Source organism: Vibrio sp. Isolate22 (genome assembly GCF_022398115.1).
GTDB lineage: Bacteria > Pseudomonadota > Gammaproteobacteria > Enterobacterales > Vibrionaceae > Vibrio.
Window position 1 is genome coordinate 15,340 of sequence record NZ_JAKEUW010000003.1, and the last position, 17,165, is coordinate 32,504.

Genomic DNA, 17,165 nt, shown 5'->3' on the forward strand with positions numbered 1-17,165 from the left:
ACTATGTCTGAATCTACCAAATCTTTTAATCAATTAGGATTGTCTGATCATTTACTTGCTACGCTAGAAGAGCTGAACTTTGCGGCTCCAACCAGTGTTCAAGAACAAGCGATTCCTTTGGTTTTAGAAGGCAAAGATGTACTGGCTGGTGCTCAAACGGGTACAGGTAAAACGGCGGCTTTTGGCTTACCAATTATTCAAAGATTACTTGCCAGTAAAGATAACGTAATTCCAAATCCTAAGCTGGTTCGCGCTTTGGTTTTAGTGCCAACTCGTGAGCTTGCACAACAGGTGTTTGATAACGTAACCAGTTATGCAAAAGGTACCGATCTCAAGGTGGTTGTAGCTTACGGTGGTGTAAGTATGAAGGTTCAAACTGATAACCTTCGTCAAGGCGCTGACATTTTAGTCGCGACACCGGGTCGTTTGATTGATCATATGTTTACTAAAAACATCATGTTAAGCCAAACAGAAGTATTGGTTCTTGATGAAGCGGACCGCATGCTAGATATGGGCTTCATGCCCGACATTAAACGCATTCTTTCGCGTATGAACGAGGTTCGTCAAACTCTGTTCTTCTCAGCAACGTTTGATAACAAGATTAAGGCGATTGCACATCGTATGATGCAGTCACCAAGTGAAATCCAAGTAACGCCAACTAACAGCACTGCTGAGACAGTTAAGCAGATGGTTTACCCAGTCGATAAAAAGCGTAAAAGCGAACTACTGGCGTACTTAATTGGCTCAAACAATTGGCAACAAGTATTGGTTTTCACCAAGACTAAGCAGGGCACTGATGCGTTGGTTAAAGAGCTTAAGCTAGACGGGATCAAAGCGGCGTCAATCAACGGTGATAAAAGCCAAGGTGCACGTCAAAAGGCTCTCGATGATTTTAAATCAGGTAAAGTAAGAGCATTGATTGCAACTGATGTTGCAGCTCGTGGTATTGATATTCAGCAGCTCGAGCAAGTGGTGAACTATGATATGCCTTACAAAGCTGAGGACTATGTTCACCGTATTGGTCGTACAGGCCGTGCTGGTAACAGTGGTTTAGCAATCTCTCTTATGAGCCATGACGAAGAGTACTTACTAGGCGCTATTGAACGCTTACTTGATACTCGTCTGCCGCAAGAGTGGCTAAAAGGTTTTGAACCTAGCTTAGAACAAGACGTTTCTCCTGACCGAGGTGGGCGTAGCAAGACCCGCTCGTCAGAAAAGCGTAAGATGAAAGCAAAGCTTAAGATTCACCAAAACCGTGGTAAAGCCCGCCGATAAATAAGAGTACTATCACTTCACTCTAATGAAAACGCGCCGTTACGTGAAAGACGTAACGGCGCGTTTTTGTATCGTTCAAACTATTTTTGCCTGGAGTTGATGTTAGTCGTGGTTGTGTTCTGGATTACATTTCCACTCGCACGGCACTTCATAAATTAATTCTTCTAGAGTGCTAGGGTTGAGTACCCACTCATCATCAATGCCAAATTGGTTGATCATTTGTTTATTGAACATTTGCCAGTGCTTCATTAGCGCTTCTTCTGCCGTTGCTTCCATATCACCTTCGTTCCACGTGCTCTCCATGAAGGGAGTAAGGCAGACTGCACCATTCGCAAACATGATCATTTGCCACTTAATTTCGAAGATATTAATGGTTCTGTCTGGGTTTTCTTTGTTGTACTGGTCAGCAAGCATATTGATCTCGTACTCGAGGTCACCCACGTTATCGATAAAATAATCAACTAAGTTGTCTTCTTGACGTACAGAATCAGACAGAAGTTGCGTTGGCCTGCGTGAATGGATCATGTTGGTAAACAGACGCATAGAAAACAAATAGATAGCGATATTCGGTGCGACGTCTTTCGGTAGTTCTTGCATGATTTTACTGATGTAAGACTGGAAATATACGTGCAAACAATCACTTATAGCATGCCATATCTTCTCTTTACTACCGAAATGGTGGCGAATAAGGCTATGAGACACACCCGCTTTCTCACTGATATTACGTAATGAAACGCGCTCGTAACCAGAGTCACAGAACATCTCTGCTGCCACAGTCATTATTTGAAATCGAGTTTCTTCAGCGTCTTTTGCGCTTCTTCTACCTTGCTTCTTTTCAGTCATCTTCAATTCACACATTTATCTGATTACCACATTCTACACTGTTTTTACTCAAATAAAAAATACTGCACAGTTGGAAAGTAAAGCTTGTGGGTCTGAAATTTTTCAATATACTGCACGCCTGTGTAATAAATCATAATAATTAAATGGAGACGCAAGATGCAATCCAAGGTGTCTATTCAAGCCAAAGCGAGTAAGCAGTTAGGAGCGGTGGGCGTTGCACTGTTACTCGCCGGTTCGCTGAGCGGATGTAACAAGGTTCAGTCAGAAGAAAATGTTCAAGTTGTAAAGCCGGTAAAGCTGTTTGAGATCCCTCAGCAAACCGATATCGAACTTGATAGTTTTATTGCAAAAGTCGATGCCACTGACCGTGCGGCATTGTCGTTCCAAGTGGGGGGCGATATTGAAGTGTTCGAAGTACGCATGGGAGAAGAAGTTGAAAAAGGCCAAGTTTTAGCTGTATTGGACGCAACGGATTACCGAATTGCAGTCGATGCAGCACAAGCTAAATTCGACTTAGCTAATAGCCAATACAAACAGGCGTCAGAGTTGTACTCGAAGAAACTTGTGAGTACCGATTACTACGACCAAGCCGTCAACACTTTTACTGCTGCTGAAGTTGAGTTGGACCAAGCGAAAACAAACCTTGGTTACACAACATTAGTTGCTCCTTTCGATGGCGTGGTGTCCATGGTGTTTGGTAAGCAATATCAGTTGATTGCCGAGAAACAACCTGTTTTCAATATTTTGAATAATGGCGAAATGGATGTGACGTTCTCTATTCCAGTTTCAAAACTTGAAGACCGCTCGATTCAAGATTTCGTCGGTTCAAATATGTGGGTAGTAATGGATAGCCATCGTGGTGTTCGTATTCCTACACGCTTTAAAGAAATTTCTACTCAACCAGACGAAGATACCAACAGCTATCAAGCGGTTGTATCTATCGATAAACCTGACGGTATCAATCTACTGTCGGGTATGACAGCGCAAGTTGAAGTGCAGAAAAACAGATCAGAAACGGGCATTGGCATTGTTGATTCAGCTTGGTTGAGCAAAGACGCGGACCATGGTGAGTTATGGCGTTACAACCCAGATTCGCAATTGATTTCTAAGGTACAAGTCACTCTGAATAAGCAAGGCAATGTGATTGATGGCCTAACGTCTGGCGACTTAATCGTTGAAGCGGGTGTTGACGTTTTATCTGAAGGACAACAAGTAAAAGCTTGGTTACGCGAGGGTGGTATTTAATGAACCTTTCTAAATTATCGGTAGTCGTTGCATCTGTATTGCTGCTTCAAGCTTGCAATAGTGAAATCGAACACCGTGAACAACCTTCGTTACTGGTTTCTACTTTTGAAGTTGGTGCGCCACTGACGGATCAATTCAGAAGCTTTAATGGCCAGGTAATGCCTGCAGAACTGACTCCATTGTCATTCAAGCTAGCAGGTGAGATTCAACAAGTGACAGTAGAAGCCGGTGACGTTGTAGAAAAAGGGCAGCTGCTCGCAACGTTGGACAATGCAACCTACATCCAGGAGCTGACAGACGCTAAATCACAGTTTGAGCTTGCCAGTAAGCAACTTGCTCGTGGTAACGAAATGTTTAGCAGCAAGATGCTATCGCAATCTGAGCACGATCAGCTAACAGCTAACTACAAACTCGCTTCTGCGAACTTGGCATCGGCGGAGCGTAAACTCAGTTACACCAAGCTGCTTGCACCTTTTGCCGGTACCGTTTCTACCGTAGACAAACAACGTTTTGAAAACGCCACACCGGGTGAAACGTTATTAAGCTTGTACCAAAACGACAAAGTGTATGTACGTATACAGGTATCAGATTCGATCTTAGCGTCTATTAGCCCTGACATGCGTTCGAATAGCTATCGTCCTAAGGCGACATTTGGTGGGCACACAGGGGAATATCCGCTGACTTATTTGGAACATACCAGTGAACTGCACCCACAATCTCGCACTTACGAGTTTTGGATGCAGATGCAACAGCCTGAAAGTGAAATTCTGCCAGGAACAAGCGCGACAGTTAATGTCGATATGGCCAAGGCTGGTCTTAGCGATGTTCAAGGTTACCAATTACCAATGACAACACTTGAAGCGGGTGCAGAAGCGAACCAGTTTTACGTTTGGAAAATGGAAGATGGCCAAGCATTCAAGAGTGAAGTCGAAGTCGACAAAATCAGCGGTCAAGGCGCACTTATTTCGCATGGCGTTGAACAAGGTGACGTACTCGTAAATTCGAATCTAAGAAAACTCCGTGACGGAATCCAATTGTCAGGAAAAGCAGAATGAACATCGCAGAATATTCAATAAAGAACAAAGTAATTAGCTGGCTGTTTCTAGTCATTTTGGCCATTGGCGGTGTCACGTCTTTTGGTAATCTATCCCGTTTAGAAGACCCAGCTTTTACCATCAAAGATGCAATGATTATTTCAACTTACCCTGGCGCTACGTCTATGGAAGTTGAAGAGGAGCTGACTTACCCGCTGGAAAAAGAGATAAGACAGCTTCCGTACATCGACAAGATTACATCGACATCATCGAACGGTATGTCCCAAATTATGGTTAGTATGAAGATGGACTATGGTCCAGACGAACTGCCTCAAATCTGGGATGAAATGCGCCGTAAGATCAACGATCTACAACCAACACTACCAAGTGGTGTAAATTCTGTTCAGATCATCGACGATTTTGGTGACGTGTTCGGTGTGATGATCATGTTGACGGGTGATGGTTATGACTACGTCGAACTAAAGCAGTACGCCGACTATCTAACGCGTGAAATCGAATTGGTCGATGGCGTTGGAAAAGTAAGTATTGCGGGCGATCAACAAGAGCAACTGTTCGTTGAAATGTCATTAGAGCGTTTAGCCGCATTAAACCTTGATATGTCGACGGTGACGTCACTGTTAGCACAGCAAAACAGTGTGGTTTCTGCTGGCGAGGTAATGCTCAATGGGCAGAGTCTAGCTATCAAGCCAAACGGTACATTGAGCACAGTTGAAGAGCTGGAAAATCTGATTATTCATGGTCGTGACACGGGCAATCTGATTCGTTTAAAAGACGTTGCTGAAGTGACTCGTGGTATTCAAGAAAAGCCAGGTAATGTATTAACGTACAACGGTAAACCTGCAATCAATTTAGGTATCGCTTTCTCATCAGGCGTAAACGTAGTTGAGATTGGCAAAGCGTTAGACGCTGAACTTGAACGCTTAGAAAGCATTAAACCAGCAGGTGTAGAGCTGAACTATTTCTACAACCAAGCGCAAGAAGTCGATAAGTCAGTAGCTGATTTCTTGATTAGTCTGGTTGAAGCGGTTGCGATTGTAATCATTGTACTGCTGTTTGCAATGGGTTTGCGTAGCGGTCTGATCATCGGTTTGGTTCTTCTGTTGACGGTATTTGGCACCTTCATCTTGATGGACTACAACAACGTAGAACTGCACCGTATTTCATTAGGTGCATTGATCATTGCACTCGGAATGCTAGTGGATAACGCAATTGTAGTGGTTGAAGGTATCTTGGTTGGCTTGAAAAAAGGCAAAACAAAGCTTCAAGCAGCAAAGGATATTGTAAAACAAACTCAATGGCCGCTACTTGGTGCAACCATTATCGCAATTACAGCCTTTGCTCCAATCGGTTTGTCAAAAGATGCAACCGGCGAATTCATGGGCTCTCTATTCTGGGTACTGTGTTTCTCATTGTTCTTGAGCTGGGTTACTGCACTAACATTAACACCGTTCCTTGCTGAAATGATGCTTAAAGAAGAGGATAAAGTCGACGAAAACGAAGATCCTTACAAAGGTATTCTGTTCGTAGTGTTCGGTGCTTCTCTTAAGTTTGCACTTCGTTTCCGATGGTTAACCGTAGTGAGCATGGTTGCGTTACTTGCCGTTTCGATCGTTGGGTTCGGTATGGTTAAACAACAGTTCTTCCCGCCATCAAACACACCAATGTTCTACGTTGATATGTGGATGCCAGAAGGCACTGATGTTCGTGAGACCATCAAACAGACGGAAAAAGTAGAAAGTTACATTCGTAAGCAAGACAACGTTGAGTTCGTTACGACAACGGTTGGGCAGGGTATGCAGCGTTTTGCGCTAACTTACCAACCAGAGAAAAGCTATGAAGCGTACGCTCAGTTACAAGTAAGAACGACTGACCGCGACACCATGTTTCAGACATTAGAGGCGTTAGACAAAGACTTAGCCAAGACATTTGAACAACCGACATTCCAGTTCAAATTGATTGAGTTTGGCCCATCGCCAGCGTCTAAAATCGAGGCTCGTATTAGCGGTGCGGACCCACAAATACTTCGTAATATCGCAGTACAAGTGGAAGACATTTTGTTAGCCGACCCAGGCTCTCGAAACGTTCGTCACGATTGGCGTGAACGCACTAAAGAATTGGTACCGCTGTTCAACGAATCTAAGGCTCGTCGCCTAGGCATTTCAAAAACCGACTTGTCTGAGACGTTACAGATGGCGTTTGGTGGTTACAACATAGGTTTACTTCGCGATGGTACTCACATGTTACCTATTGTGGCGCGTTTACCAGAAGAAGAGCGTTTTGACTTCGAATCACTTAACAATGTGAAGATTTGGAGCCCATCGCTACAAACTTACATTCCGGTTGAACAAGTGATTGATGGCGTAGAACTTCAATGGTCTGAACCTTTGATTCAACGACGTGACAGAAAACGTACGCTGACGGTTCTTGCTGACCATGATGTGCTGGGTGATGAAACACCGGCAAGTTTGTTTGCCCGTGTGAAACCTAAGGTAGAAGCGTTAGATCTGCCTGAAGGCTACAGCATTAGTTGGGGTGGTGAATACGAAAGCTCTAAAGATGCACAAGAGTCTCTATTTGGTTCATTACCAATGGGTTACTTATTGATGTTTATCATCACGATGCTTCTGTTTAATTCGGTTCGTAAGCCATTGGTGATTTGGTTTACGGTTCCACTGTCTATCATTGGCGTTTCAATTGGTCTGTTGGGTACTAATATGCCATTTAGCTTTACGGCGTTCTTAGGTTTATTAAGCCTGAGCGGCATGATTCTCAAGAACGGTATCGTACTGCTTGACCAAATCAACAGTGAGCTTGCGACAGGTAAAGATCCATACTTAGCGGTTGTTGATAGTGCGATTAGTCGCGTACGGCCGGTATCTATGGCTGCACTTACGACAATCTTGGGCATGATCCCCTTGGTATTCGATGCATTTTTTGGCTCGATGGCGATTACCATCATGGCTGGCTTAGGCTTTGCTACAGTACTAACACTAATAGTAGTACCTGTGATGTTCGCTATCCTATATAGAATCAAACCGTCCACTGCGGGTTATTAGGGATTGATATAAAAAAGATTCTTTTAAGCCAGCCCAGTCAATTTTGACTGGGCTTTTTTGTGTCTATTGAATTTAAAATGCTCAGGCGAGAGCAAACCGGAGCCAAAGCCGAGCATTAAGTGGTATTGGGGTTCAATCAGTATTGAGTTGAGCGAAAAAAGGAGGAGGGGAACTACATGGCAAGTTGTAAGTCGAGTTCAATCGATTGTGGCATCGCTAAGTGGTAGCCCTGGAACATATCAAATCCTAATTCCTGCATGCGTTCTAGCTGTTGCTGAGTTTCAATACCTTCAATCACCGTTTTCGCGTTGATCGACTCAGCAAGAGAGATAGCAAGCTCCATATCGGACGTATCGCCCTCCTCAAACTTAAGCATGACGGAGCGGTCGACTTTAATGATGTGAGGGGCAATGTGTAAAACGCGGCTTTCTGTAGATGCTTGAGTGCCGAAGTCATCGACAGCGATTTGGAAGCCGTTGTCTGCAAGGGAGGTTGCTGCCAATTTGAGCTTTTCTTCACTATCGACGCTTAGTTCAACGAGTTCCATGACGATTTGGTCACAGGATAGGTTTAATTCGTGGAGTCTTTTAGCCAATAAGCTTTCGCTTACTTTTTCTGCGGCAAAGAGTTCGCCTACATTTGGCAGAACATTCAAAAAGAGTTGAAGGTGACGGACAGTCGATTGAGCAAAGTTACGGATATGAATTGCGCGACTCAACCTTTCAACGTTTATTTTATCCGCATTAGAGGTTTCGTCTGAATGAAAGAAGTGATCAGGGCGAACACTTTCGCCATTACTATTAGAGATTCGCACCAAAGCCTCTACACCTATCTGACACATAGAGCGGTCAAATATAGGTTGATAGACGCTTCTTAGAGTGAGGTCTTGATATTTAGCAATAAACTGCATATCGGCATCTACTGATATACAACTAATAAATTCACTTCTGTCTGATAAAATCATATTCGCTAGTAAGGGGGTAATTCATTGACGGACATAAAAGTCGCGGCTGTCACAATATTGACAGGTGTAAGTAAATTGTCAATTAATAAAAACTTATTTGTCGGGTCAATGTATAAATAAATATAATTAACGAAAAATCAGCATGATAATTGATATTAGTCATTAGCGTTACTTATCATTAACTGCAATTAATAGTTTTTATGAATTAATGAGCTGAGTAACATTGTCCATATCATGATGCACCAATTTAAGGCAATACGGGCTATACACAAGAGAAAAGTAGGGTTAAAGGACTAGATTATGGGTGAATGTCAAAGTTGTAAAATCGAACAGCTTTGATCTTTGCATAGAAATGATATCTACTTCTCAAAATACATTCAAAACACCAAGTTGTTATTATTTAACCTAAGTTAACTTTTGGATAAATAATGAGCGCATGATAAATAGATTTTTGTAAAATATTGGGATGAAGGTCTAGAATTTGTATTTTAAGTACAAAGAGAAAAACTGACCGATATTTTTATTGCCACTGAAGTACCGCATAAAGCTGAAGGTACTTGCGGACTAATTGCTGATTACCTGAACGTTTTAAGGGATGGCCAAATTTTATAAAACAGGGGCTAATCCTAAAGTTATTGTTTAGGTCAGCAGCGAATTGAGAATCGCTCTCTCTAAGTGTAATACCTTGCTGGCTGTACTCGTTTATCTCATCAGGCAACTCGCCCATCCACCAGTGCAGTAACTCTCCACTATTCTTGCTGCGGCTAATCCAATGGTCAGACACGATAATCAAGAGATCATTGGGTTGAATTGCAAACCCATACTCCTGTTGCCAGTTATGAATATCTAACATCAATTTTTTACGACAGGTCTTTCCCGCGCTGACCATATGATGGCTGATCATCCAGACGGTCCCGATCTCAGACGAGATTCGAAAGTGTCGTGGGTTATCTACAGAAGAAAGCATCTCTAAAGGACTGATGTTACTTGCATGATTAAAGCTAATGAAGGTGTGCTCCATTCGGCGTGCAAATGCTTTGCCTATGTGATGCTCACTGATCCCTTGGTTGTGCACAGTAGGGTAATGGTGTTCACAAAGCTTTAGGCAATCGTCTTGAAACTGATTAACGCTTTTAATCACGAGATCTAATAACAATGAAGTCCCTTATACATAGTTACTATCTTATTGATGGGCAATAGTACGGTAATTGATGTGTCATTACCTATTAGCAAAGTCCGAGTTCTTGATCCCTATATCAAAATTAGCGTTTGCCGAGCGATTTTCTGGATAGCACTGGCACTTCGTAGGTCTGTATTCTAAATTATGAGGAATTCTAATCAGTTAGAAGGATTTGGTTAGTTAGCTAAGTAGCAGTGAGTTAACGTAAGCTTAGTCAGTTAATCACAATTCTTCTACTTACATTTTATTTGGACACGTTAATGACCATTCAATTAGATTCGAAACAGAAGTCAGAACTTACCCATACGCTTCAGAAGTACCTTCAGGATGAACTTGATGTGGAGCTTGGTCAGTTCGACGCTGAATTCTTGGTTGACTTCATCAGTAAAAAGTTTGGTGCGGTTTACTACAACAAGGGGATAGAAGAAGCACAAAAGGTCATGGAACGAAAGATGATGGATATCTCAGATGAGCTTTATGAGATTGAACAAATCGTTGAAATCTAACGTTGTGCCCAAACTTGTTCAAAAATTTTGAATAACTCGTTTAATTTGAAATGATGTTACCAATGTAAAGCTTGGTAAATACTATGTTACAGAAACTTAGTGTAGGGTACGCTTTGAAAACTACACGACTCGTTAACTTTCGGAATAGATGTATGGAAAACAACGTTAGAAATTACAACCCTTTAGCAAGAGCGATGCATTGGATTTCAGCGCTAACAATTTTTGGTTTATTTGGCGTTGGCCTGTGGATGGTTGACCTTTCATATTACAGCGAGTGGTACAAAACAGCACCAGACTACCACCGTTCGGTAGGCATTCTTTTGGCTGTTGTTACTGTGGTTCGCTTAGTTTGGAAGTTAGTTACCGCGTCACCGAAAGTAGAAGGTAAAGCTTACGAAGTTGTAGCTGCGAAAATTGCTCATGGCTTTATGTACCTTAACTTAGCGGTTTTATTTATTTCTGGTTATTTGATTTCTACATCAGATGGCCGCGGGATCGATGTTTTCAATTGGTTCACTGTGCCTAGTATGGGCGAACTATTTGCAAACCAATCTGATCTTGCAGGAACGGTTCACTACTATGCTGCCTGGGTACTGATCATTATGGCATCAGTGCACGCCTTAGCGGCGATAAAACACCACGTTATCGACAAAGACGATACGCTACGAAAAATGATAGGAGCTTCAAAATGAAAAAGTCAATTATCGCTACAGGATTAGCATTCGCTATGGCAATGCCTTTCGCTGCTAACGCTGCTGATTACGTGATTGATACAAAAGGTGCACATGCATCAGTTAACTTTAAAGTTAGCCACCTAGGTTACAGCTTTATCCAAGGTCGTTTTAACACATTCTCTGGTGATTTCTCGTATGACGCAAACAACGTTGAAGCATCAAAAGTAAACGTTGTTGTTGATACAACGAGTCTAGACTCTAACCATGCTGAGCGTGATAAGCACATTCGTAGCTCTGATTTCATTGACGCTGGTAAGTTCTCAGACGCTACATTCAACAGCACGAAAGTTGTTGATAAAGGCGACGGCAAACTTGAAGTTATGGGTGACCTTAAACTTCACGGTGTAACTAAGCCAATCGTTATCGAAGCTGAATTCATCGGTGCTGGTCAAGACCCATGGGGTGGTGAGCGTGCTGGTTTCGTTGGTACAACTCGTCTAGAACTTGCTGATTTCAACATTCCAGTAATGGGTGCTTCAAGCTATGTAGATATGGATCTACACGTTGAAGGTATCAAGAAATAATCTCGCAATTAGTGGGCGTTTGTAGGTATCAATCTTTTAGCTAATTTCAAAGTTCACTAGATACCTAAACACGACAATTAGAAATAACGAAAGGCGCAAAGTATTCACTTTGCGCCTTTTTATTAACGTAAATGGCAACGCGTTTGATCTGTTTTGTGTCAAATCTTTAGTAGCGTCTTAAGCCACCATTTACTATTAGCCAGTTAACGTTGCTATGACTGATTCATTTACGTAAGCGACTAATCCCTAATCGATTACCTTTACCTTCGCACATCGCATTGCTAGCTAAATTCTTCCTAGCTAAACCGTTGTCAGTTTGACGATTAACTAGTTATGCTGTTTCTAATTCAGCTTCAGCAACCACGTTTAGACGGTCACCGTAAATAGGGCGAAGTGCTTGCATCACCTCAGTTCGAGTGAGGACACCAACCATTACACCGTTTTCTAATACTGGAAGCATGTGTGGTTGGCTTACTTTCATCGCTTTAGCTCGCTCTTCTAGAGAAAGAGAAGTCAGTCGGGTCGCGAAGCCCATGCTAGTAGTAGGGTACAGTTGCTCCTTGTCGATACATAGGAACTCAGCCACATCAACTAGCTTGTCGTTTGCATCGATTGCCACAACGTCACGGCTCATTAGGTCTACGACTTTCTGACCTTTAGTTGGGATGTAATCTTGGCACCAAAGGTCAACCATTACGTCGTGAACAGAGAAGATACCAACAAGACGACCTTCAACATCGCAAACAGGAGCGCTAACAAGTTGAGCGTCTAAAAGTGAATCAATTGCCACTGATGTAGGCATTTCTACGCTTAGTGTAATTGGTTGAGTGTTCATGATTTGCTTGATAGTCGTTGCTGTTTTCATAGTGATTTCCTTAACTGACGTAATTTCTGTTGTTTGTGTAATTGCAGTAATTTTTGCTGCTTTAAGTTGCGGGCGACGATAGATGCTCCAATTGGCTAAGCCGACCAATACCGAACCACCTACAATGTTGCCGATTGTTACTGGCACCAAGTTTGCGGTGACAAATTTCATGATGTTTAGGTCTGCGTACTGGGCTGGTGTTGCGCCAATTTGCATCCAAAAACTTTCTGGTGCGAATGCTTGAATCGTGATGCCTAGTGGAACCATGAACATATTCGCCACACAGTGTTCAAAGCCTGAGCTAACGAACATTGCCACGGGTAAGACAGTCATCATGGCTTTGGTCATGGCATTAGCAGAGCTGAACGTTAACCAAATGGCTAAACACACCAATAAGTTACAAAGCACACCCAAAGCAAAAGCTTGAACAGGGCTGTGGTGCAGCTTGTGTTGAGCAATATTCAGAGCATTTAAGCCCCATTGCCCACCATCCAATTGATACAAGCCAGCTGCGCTTACTAGAGCCAAAAGGAACATGGCACCGATAAAGTTACCGACATAGACCTTGCCCCAAATAGACAGCATCTTAGTGAAGGTAATCTGCTTGTTTGCCCATGAGATGCTTGATAACACTGAGCTGGTAAACAGCTCGCCACCGCAAATCACAATCAGGATTAAACCCATACTGAATGCTAGGCCGCCGGCTAAGCGACTCAATCCCCATCCAGCATCAGCGCTGCCCGTGGTTACCGTGATGTAGAATAAAAAAGCAAGCCCGATGAATGCGCCAGCCATGATTGCCAAACTCAATGTCATGCTGCTGGTTTTATTTGCTTTGCTTAATGCAAACTTCTCTGCTTCCGCCATCATTTCTGTTGGTGAGAACAGTTGATGATTTTCAGAAGTGCTGGTTGCCATATCCCCCCCTTGAACAATCCGTCATGTGTAATTCCTAGTGTTAATGAATTGGTTAATCCGTAATGGTTAATCAGTAATGTTTTGCAGGGCTCGTTGTGTCCTGCCATTCCAGATTAGGGGGTTGGTCGATAGAGGTAAAATTGATAATTTTTAAAAACCACATCAAATTTATTGATATAGCTTGGGTTACGAGTAGAATGAAATTGATTGCTCATCGGCTTAACAAAAACAGAGCAATAGGACACTGATAATTAAAAGAATTAAGGATGAAATTTGCGTTATTCATTAAAGCAGCTCGCGGTATTTGATGCAGTAGCCGATTCCGGGAGTGTAAGTATTGCGGCAGACAAGTTGGCGTTAACTCAATCTGCGACAAGTATGTCTCTTGCACAGTTGGAAAAAATGCTTGGTAGGCCTTTATTTGAAAGGCAGGGCAAGCAAATGGCGCTTACTCACTGGGGTATGTGGCTGAGACCAAAAGCGAAGCGTTTACTGCAAGACGCGCAGCAAATCGAAATGGGGTTTTACGAACAGCATTTATTGAGCGGAGAGCTCAAATTAGGTGCGAGCCAAACACCCGCAGAACACTTGGTTCCAGACCTCATCAGTATTATTGATAACGACTTTCCAGAGATGCGAATCTCGCTCGGTGTACAAAGTACCGATGCCGTTATCGATGGCGTATTAGATTACAAATATGATTTGGGTGTTATCGAAGGTCGTTGTGACGACAGCCGAGTTCACCAAGAAGTGTGGTGTACGGACCATTTAACCGTGGTTGCATCCGCTCATCACCCGTTTGCGAAGCGTGAAAGAGTGAGTTTGGCGCAACTAGAGCAAGCGAAGTGGGTATTACGCGAACACGGTTCGGGTACTCGCAAAGTTTTTGATAGCTCTATTCATCATTTAATTGGTGATCTTGATGTTTGGCGAGAGTATGAACACGTTCCTGTTTTAAGAAGTTTGGTAGCAAACGGCCCATATTTAACGTGTTTACCTTATCTAGACGTAGAGCAGTTTGTTGAATCAGGTCAGCTTGTGACCTTGAATGTTCCAGAGCTTGAGATGGAACGTACGCTTTCATTCATTTGGCGTGCCGACATGGCAGAAAACCCACTAGCTGAGTGTATTAAGCGTGAAGGCAAGCGTATGATGAAAGGCAAACCGTCAGTTCTATAGCGACAATTTGATAAAATACTGATTACTATATATGTTGAATAAGCGATTCCGGTCTCTGTTTAGTGATAAATGCACATTTGCGTACATTATTAATGTGATCACGATCGTCTAAAAAAAGGCGTTCTTACCATAGTATGCTTACTTGATTTTAAGTGAGGCTAAAACCGGTTGCGTTCAATTACGTAATTAGGCTTTAGAAATAGTATGAGTACATTAGTCGCGATTTCATTAACAACAGGTATTTTGTCAGGTCTTTGGGGATGGATAGCTATCTCTTTCGGCTTATTGTCATGGGCAGGTTTCTTAGGTTGCACCAGTTACTTTGCTTCGCCAACAGGCGGCGTAAAAGGATTGGCAGGTAGCTTACTAACCAACATGACAGGCGTATTCTGGGCAATGGTGATTATCGAAAGCTCAACCTTCGCAGGGTTAGAGATTTTAGGCTACGTGATTACTGCTATTGTCGCTTTCTTTATGTGTATTCAAGCAAAACAAGCGTGGCTAGGTTATATCCCAGGAACCTTCATTGGTTGCTGTGCAACGTTTGCAGCAGGTGGCGATTGGCAACTTGTAGTACCATCTTTACTGCTTGGTGGTGTATTTGGATACTTAATGAAAGCAACGGGGCTATGGCTTCACGAGAAATCGACCCAATCTTCGGAAGTTGTTGAACAACACGCTAAACAAGCAAAAGCTTGATGAATACATTAAGCAAACTATAGTTTAGTCACTGTGAACTCTTGCAAGATAACCCCCAATTAATTTGTATATCGATTTATACAGGCACACCATTTGGTGTGCCTTTTTTGGTTTTGGTTACTCTAATAGTACGACGATCTAATCTGCAGAAGAACTTATACCGTCTATCAGAAAAGCTAAAGGCTTAGGTGTTCCCGTTTGCCATCGTGATAACACGTTTTAGTGTCCACCTTAGTAACAATGGAATACATTCTTGCCCTTGGTTTTCACAGTGCGAGACGATAGCCAGTGCAAGGTCTGGCTTTGCGTGTTTCTTCAATACCTTAGCGACGACTTTCTTGGGAGGAATAGGGTGGTCGTAAGGGATCTTAACCATGTCACGGAAAAAGTTCTCGAATCCATTCATATATAAATAATGTTCGATGTCTTTGTCAGGCAACTCCGTTAAGCGATGACGTTCTTGGTCATTACCAAGCTTTGATAGCACGGTTGCTGCGTATTTTTTACCTGCTGCATCGCCATCTGTAACGACATGCCAGTCGATGCCAAACTCTTGCGCGACCTTAATCAATGCTTTGAGGCCTGATTGAGCAAACTCTATAATCTGCACACCTTCCGCCGCAAGGTTGTAGCCACATTGGTTGGCTAACTCATTAAACAGCCATACTTCTGTTTCGCCTTCTACTAATAGCCAGCAACGGGCAAACAGTGCACCAGAGCGGTGGAATCGAATATGAAAACCAATTCTCCTTAGTTCATCTTTACTAAAGTGATTCATGTTCAATTGATTAGCGATGGTTTTGTCTGATTGACGAACCAAACGGCGAATTGATTGCAATGGAACTGCGGCAAGTAACTCACCACTGTTGGTCGTGAGGATTTTCTGCATCGGCAGCTTTTGCATCAGGCTCCAAGCTCTTGCCAAGTGAGTAGGGTGCAATCGACCTTCGGGATCTTCTAAGATCAAAAGTGGACGTGCACAACGCCTCAATTCGTTTGGCCCTTTGGCTTGGAGATAAGCGTTTAATAAACCCATGAACAATAGGCGTGTTTGTTTATTATTAGTTTCTTCTACGAGCTGATGGATACTCTGGTCGTTAGCACCTGCAGAATAGAGCAATCCATCCCTCTGTTTTCTTGGATTACGGCGAGAATTACTTTTGAAAGAGAAATAGTGTTCAACCAAGCTTTGCATAGACTGTAAGCTACTGCGCATTTCCCCTTTGTTTACATGACCAGGGATCGCCATAAGGCGACGGCAGGTATTATCGATTCGTTTTTCGATTCTAGCTTGGCGCGCGTTACCATTATTGCCATTGCCATTGCCATTGCCATTGCCATTGCCATTGCCATTGCCATTGTTTGAATTTCCGTTTGGCGTGACCGACTTAGCATTGAAAGGGCGATCAAAATGCCTTGCATCGCGTAAGCGAATGACTGGATGCAAGGTCATCAATTCTTGTGCGAGCTTTTCTGAATGGTGCAGCTTGAGAGGATTACCATCTAACCCTAAGAATGCATAGTGGGTAGTGGTTTCGTATTGCTCCAACGTCGCGCTGATTCGGTAATAAATGCGATAAACACCAAATTCGTCTTGGACCCAGATGGGCTTGAGCTTGCGGTAACGGCCTGCATTCAATTCGCTCTTGTCGTTGGCTTTGAGCGACAGGACGATTTGGAGGTGTTGAGACTGCGGGTGTGAAACTGAGTAATCGACATGAAAATCGGTCATTTCAAAGTGGTATGGCACACCGTCTGAAGGAAGAACGACGGAAAGGGCATCAAGTAATGAAGACTTACCCCAAGTATTTTCACCAATAAGCGTGGTTAGCTCGTCAAACGCCAATGACATGCGCTTGATACCTCGAAAGCCAGAAATCTCGATTCTTTCTAGTTGCATAGGCTTACTCCTAACGGGGGGCTCTGCTAATTGTTTGAAAGCTAACAGATATCTTTAATCATAATCGAAAAATAGATAATCGGTATGCTCATTTGTCACAAAACCCACTCTTTGTTTATACGCCGCAAAATGAGGTTTTTGATCTATATCGATTTTTCTTTTTCAGTGCAGTTTCATAAAATTCACGATTCTGTCATGATTCCCGACCTAGTATGAAGGGAC

Annotated in this window: 14 protein-coding genes; 9 read left to right on the forward strand and 5 right to left on the reverse strand. The window is 42.8% G+C overall.

Features of this window, described 5'->3' with window-relative positions:
• The first annotated feature begins 3 nt into the window (after window positions 1-3).
• Window positions 4-1,275 (forward strand): DEAD/DEAH box helicase, encoded by a 1,272-nt coding sequence (locus tag L1D55_RS02920; RefSeq protein ID WP_239916452.1) that lies wholly within the window; start codon window positions 4-6, stop codon window positions 1,273-1,275.
• 102 nt (window positions 1,276-1,377) lie between these two features.
• On the opposite strand, the gene L1D55_RS02925 is transcribed toward L1D55_RS02920, so the two are convergent.
• On the reverse strand, window positions 1,378-2,124 hold the full coding sequence (locus L1D55_RS02925) for a TetR/AcrR family transcriptional regulator (RefSeq protein ID WP_239916585.1): 747 nt from the start codon (window positions 2,122-2,124) through the stop codon (window positions 1,378-1,380).
• A gap of 150 nt (window positions 2,125-2,274) precedes the next feature.
• On the opposite strand from L1D55_RS02925, the gene L1D55_RS02930 reads away from it, so the two are divergent.
• Genes L1D55_RS02930 through L1D55_RS02940 form a run of 3 tightly spaced genes read left to right on the forward strand, consistent with a single transcriptional unit; the run spans window position 2,275 to window position 7,474 of the window.
• Entirely contained in the window at window positions 2,275-3,363 is a 1,089-nt protein-coding gene (locus L1D55_RS02930) for an efflux RND transporter periplasmic adaptor subunit (RefSeq protein ID WP_239916453.1), read from the forward strand.
• A complete protein-coding gene (locus L1D55_RS02935; RefSeq protein WP_239916454.1) occupies window positions 3,363-4,418 on the forward strand; it encodes an efflux RND transporter periplasmic adaptor subunit in 1,056 nt (351 codons plus the stop codon). The genes L1D55_RS02930 and L1D55_RS02935 overlap by 1 nt, the downstream gene beginning before the upstream one ends.
• The gene (locus L1D55_RS02940; RefSeq protein ID WP_239916455.1) at window positions 4,415-7,474 is read left to right on the forward strand and encodes an efflux RND transporter permease subunit; all 3,060 of its coding nucleotides are present in this window, start codon (window positions 4,415-4,417) and stop codon (window positions 7,472-7,474) included. Before L1D55_RS02935 ends, L1D55_RS02940 begins: the two co-directional genes overlap by 4 nt.
• Window positions 7,475-7,646: 172 nt before the next feature.
• Here the strand turns inward: L1D55_RS02940 and L1D55_RS02945 are convergent, their stop codons facing one another.
• Both L1D55_RS02945 and L1D55_RS02950 read right to left on the reverse strand, forming a co-directional pair.
• Entirely contained in the window at window positions 7,647-8,384 is a 738-nt protein-coding gene (locus tag L1D55_RS02945; protein WP_239916456.1) for an EAL domain-containing protein, read from the reverse strand.
• A 574-nt stretch (window positions 8,385-8,958) separates the two neighbouring features.
• Entirely contained in the window at window positions 8,959-9,594 is a 636-nt protein-coding gene (locus L1D55_RS02950; protein ID WP_239916457.1) for a hypothetical protein, read from the reverse strand.
• Between the two features lie 284 nt (window positions 9,595-9,878).
• Between L1D55_RS02950 and L1D55_RS02955 the strand changes: the two genes are divergently transcribed.
• The 3 genes from L1D55_RS02955 (at window position 9,879) to L1D55_RS02965 (ending at window position 11,382) form a co-directional block, all read left to right on the forward strand.
• Window positions 9,879-10,124, forward strand: a complete 246-nt coding sequence (locus L1D55_RS02955; protein ID WP_239916458.1) for a DUF2164 domain-containing protein — start codon at window positions 9,879-9,881, stop codon at window positions 10,122-10,124.
• Window positions 10,125-10,276: 152 nt separating this feature from the next.
• Complete coding sequence (locus L1D55_RS02960; RefSeq protein ID WP_102423165.1) at window positions 10,277-10,816, forward strand: cytochrome b; 540 nt, start codon at window positions 10,277-10,279, stop codon at window positions 10,814-10,816.
• Window positions 10,813-11,382 carry a YceI family protein gene (locus L1D55_RS02965; RefSeq protein ID WP_004738072.1) on the forward strand — a complete coding sequence of 190 codons (570 nt, stop codon included), beginning with the start codon at window positions 10,813-10,815 and terminating at the stop codon, window positions 11,380-11,382. Before L1D55_RS02960 ends, L1D55_RS02965 begins: the two co-directional genes overlap by 4 nt.
• Before the next feature lie 331 nt (window positions 11,383-11,713).
• Here the strand turns inward: L1D55_RS02965 and focA are convergent, their stop codons facing one another.
• The gene (focA, locus tag L1D55_RS02970; RefSeq protein ID WP_239916459.1) at window positions 11,714-13,165 is read right to left on the reverse strand and encodes a formate transporter FocA; all 1,452 of its coding nucleotides are present in this window, start codon (window positions 13,163-13,165) and stop codon (window positions 11,714-11,716) included.
• Window positions 13,166-13,438: 273 nt separating this feature from the next.
• Here focA and L1D55_RS02975 point away from each other — a divergent pair, with 273 nt between their 5' ends.
• Together L1D55_RS02975 and L1D55_RS02980 are read left to right on the forward strand one after the other, a co-directional pair.
• Window positions 13,439-14,344 (forward strand): LysR substrate-binding domain-containing protein, encoded by a 906-nt coding sequence (locus L1D55_RS02975; RefSeq protein ID WP_017631156.1) that lies wholly within the window; start codon window positions 13,439-13,441, stop codon window positions 14,342-14,344.
• 204 nt (window positions 14,345-14,548) lie between these two features.
• Window positions 14,549-15,043 (forward strand): DUF1097 domain-containing protein, encoded by a 495-nt coding sequence (locus tag L1D55_RS02980; RefSeq protein ID WP_017631155.1) that lies wholly within the window; start codon window positions 14,549-14,551, stop codon window positions 15,041-15,043.
• A 184-nt stretch (window positions 15,044-15,227) separates the two neighbouring features.
• Here the strand turns inward: L1D55_RS02980 and L1D55_RS02985 are convergent, their stop codons facing one another.
• Window positions 15,228-16,943, reverse strand: a complete 1,716-nt coding sequence (locus L1D55_RS02985; protein WP_239916460.1) for an ATP-dependent endonuclease — start codon at window positions 16,941-16,943, stop codon at window positions 15,228-15,230.
• Between the last annotated feature and the right edge of the window lie 222 nt (window positions 16,944-17,165).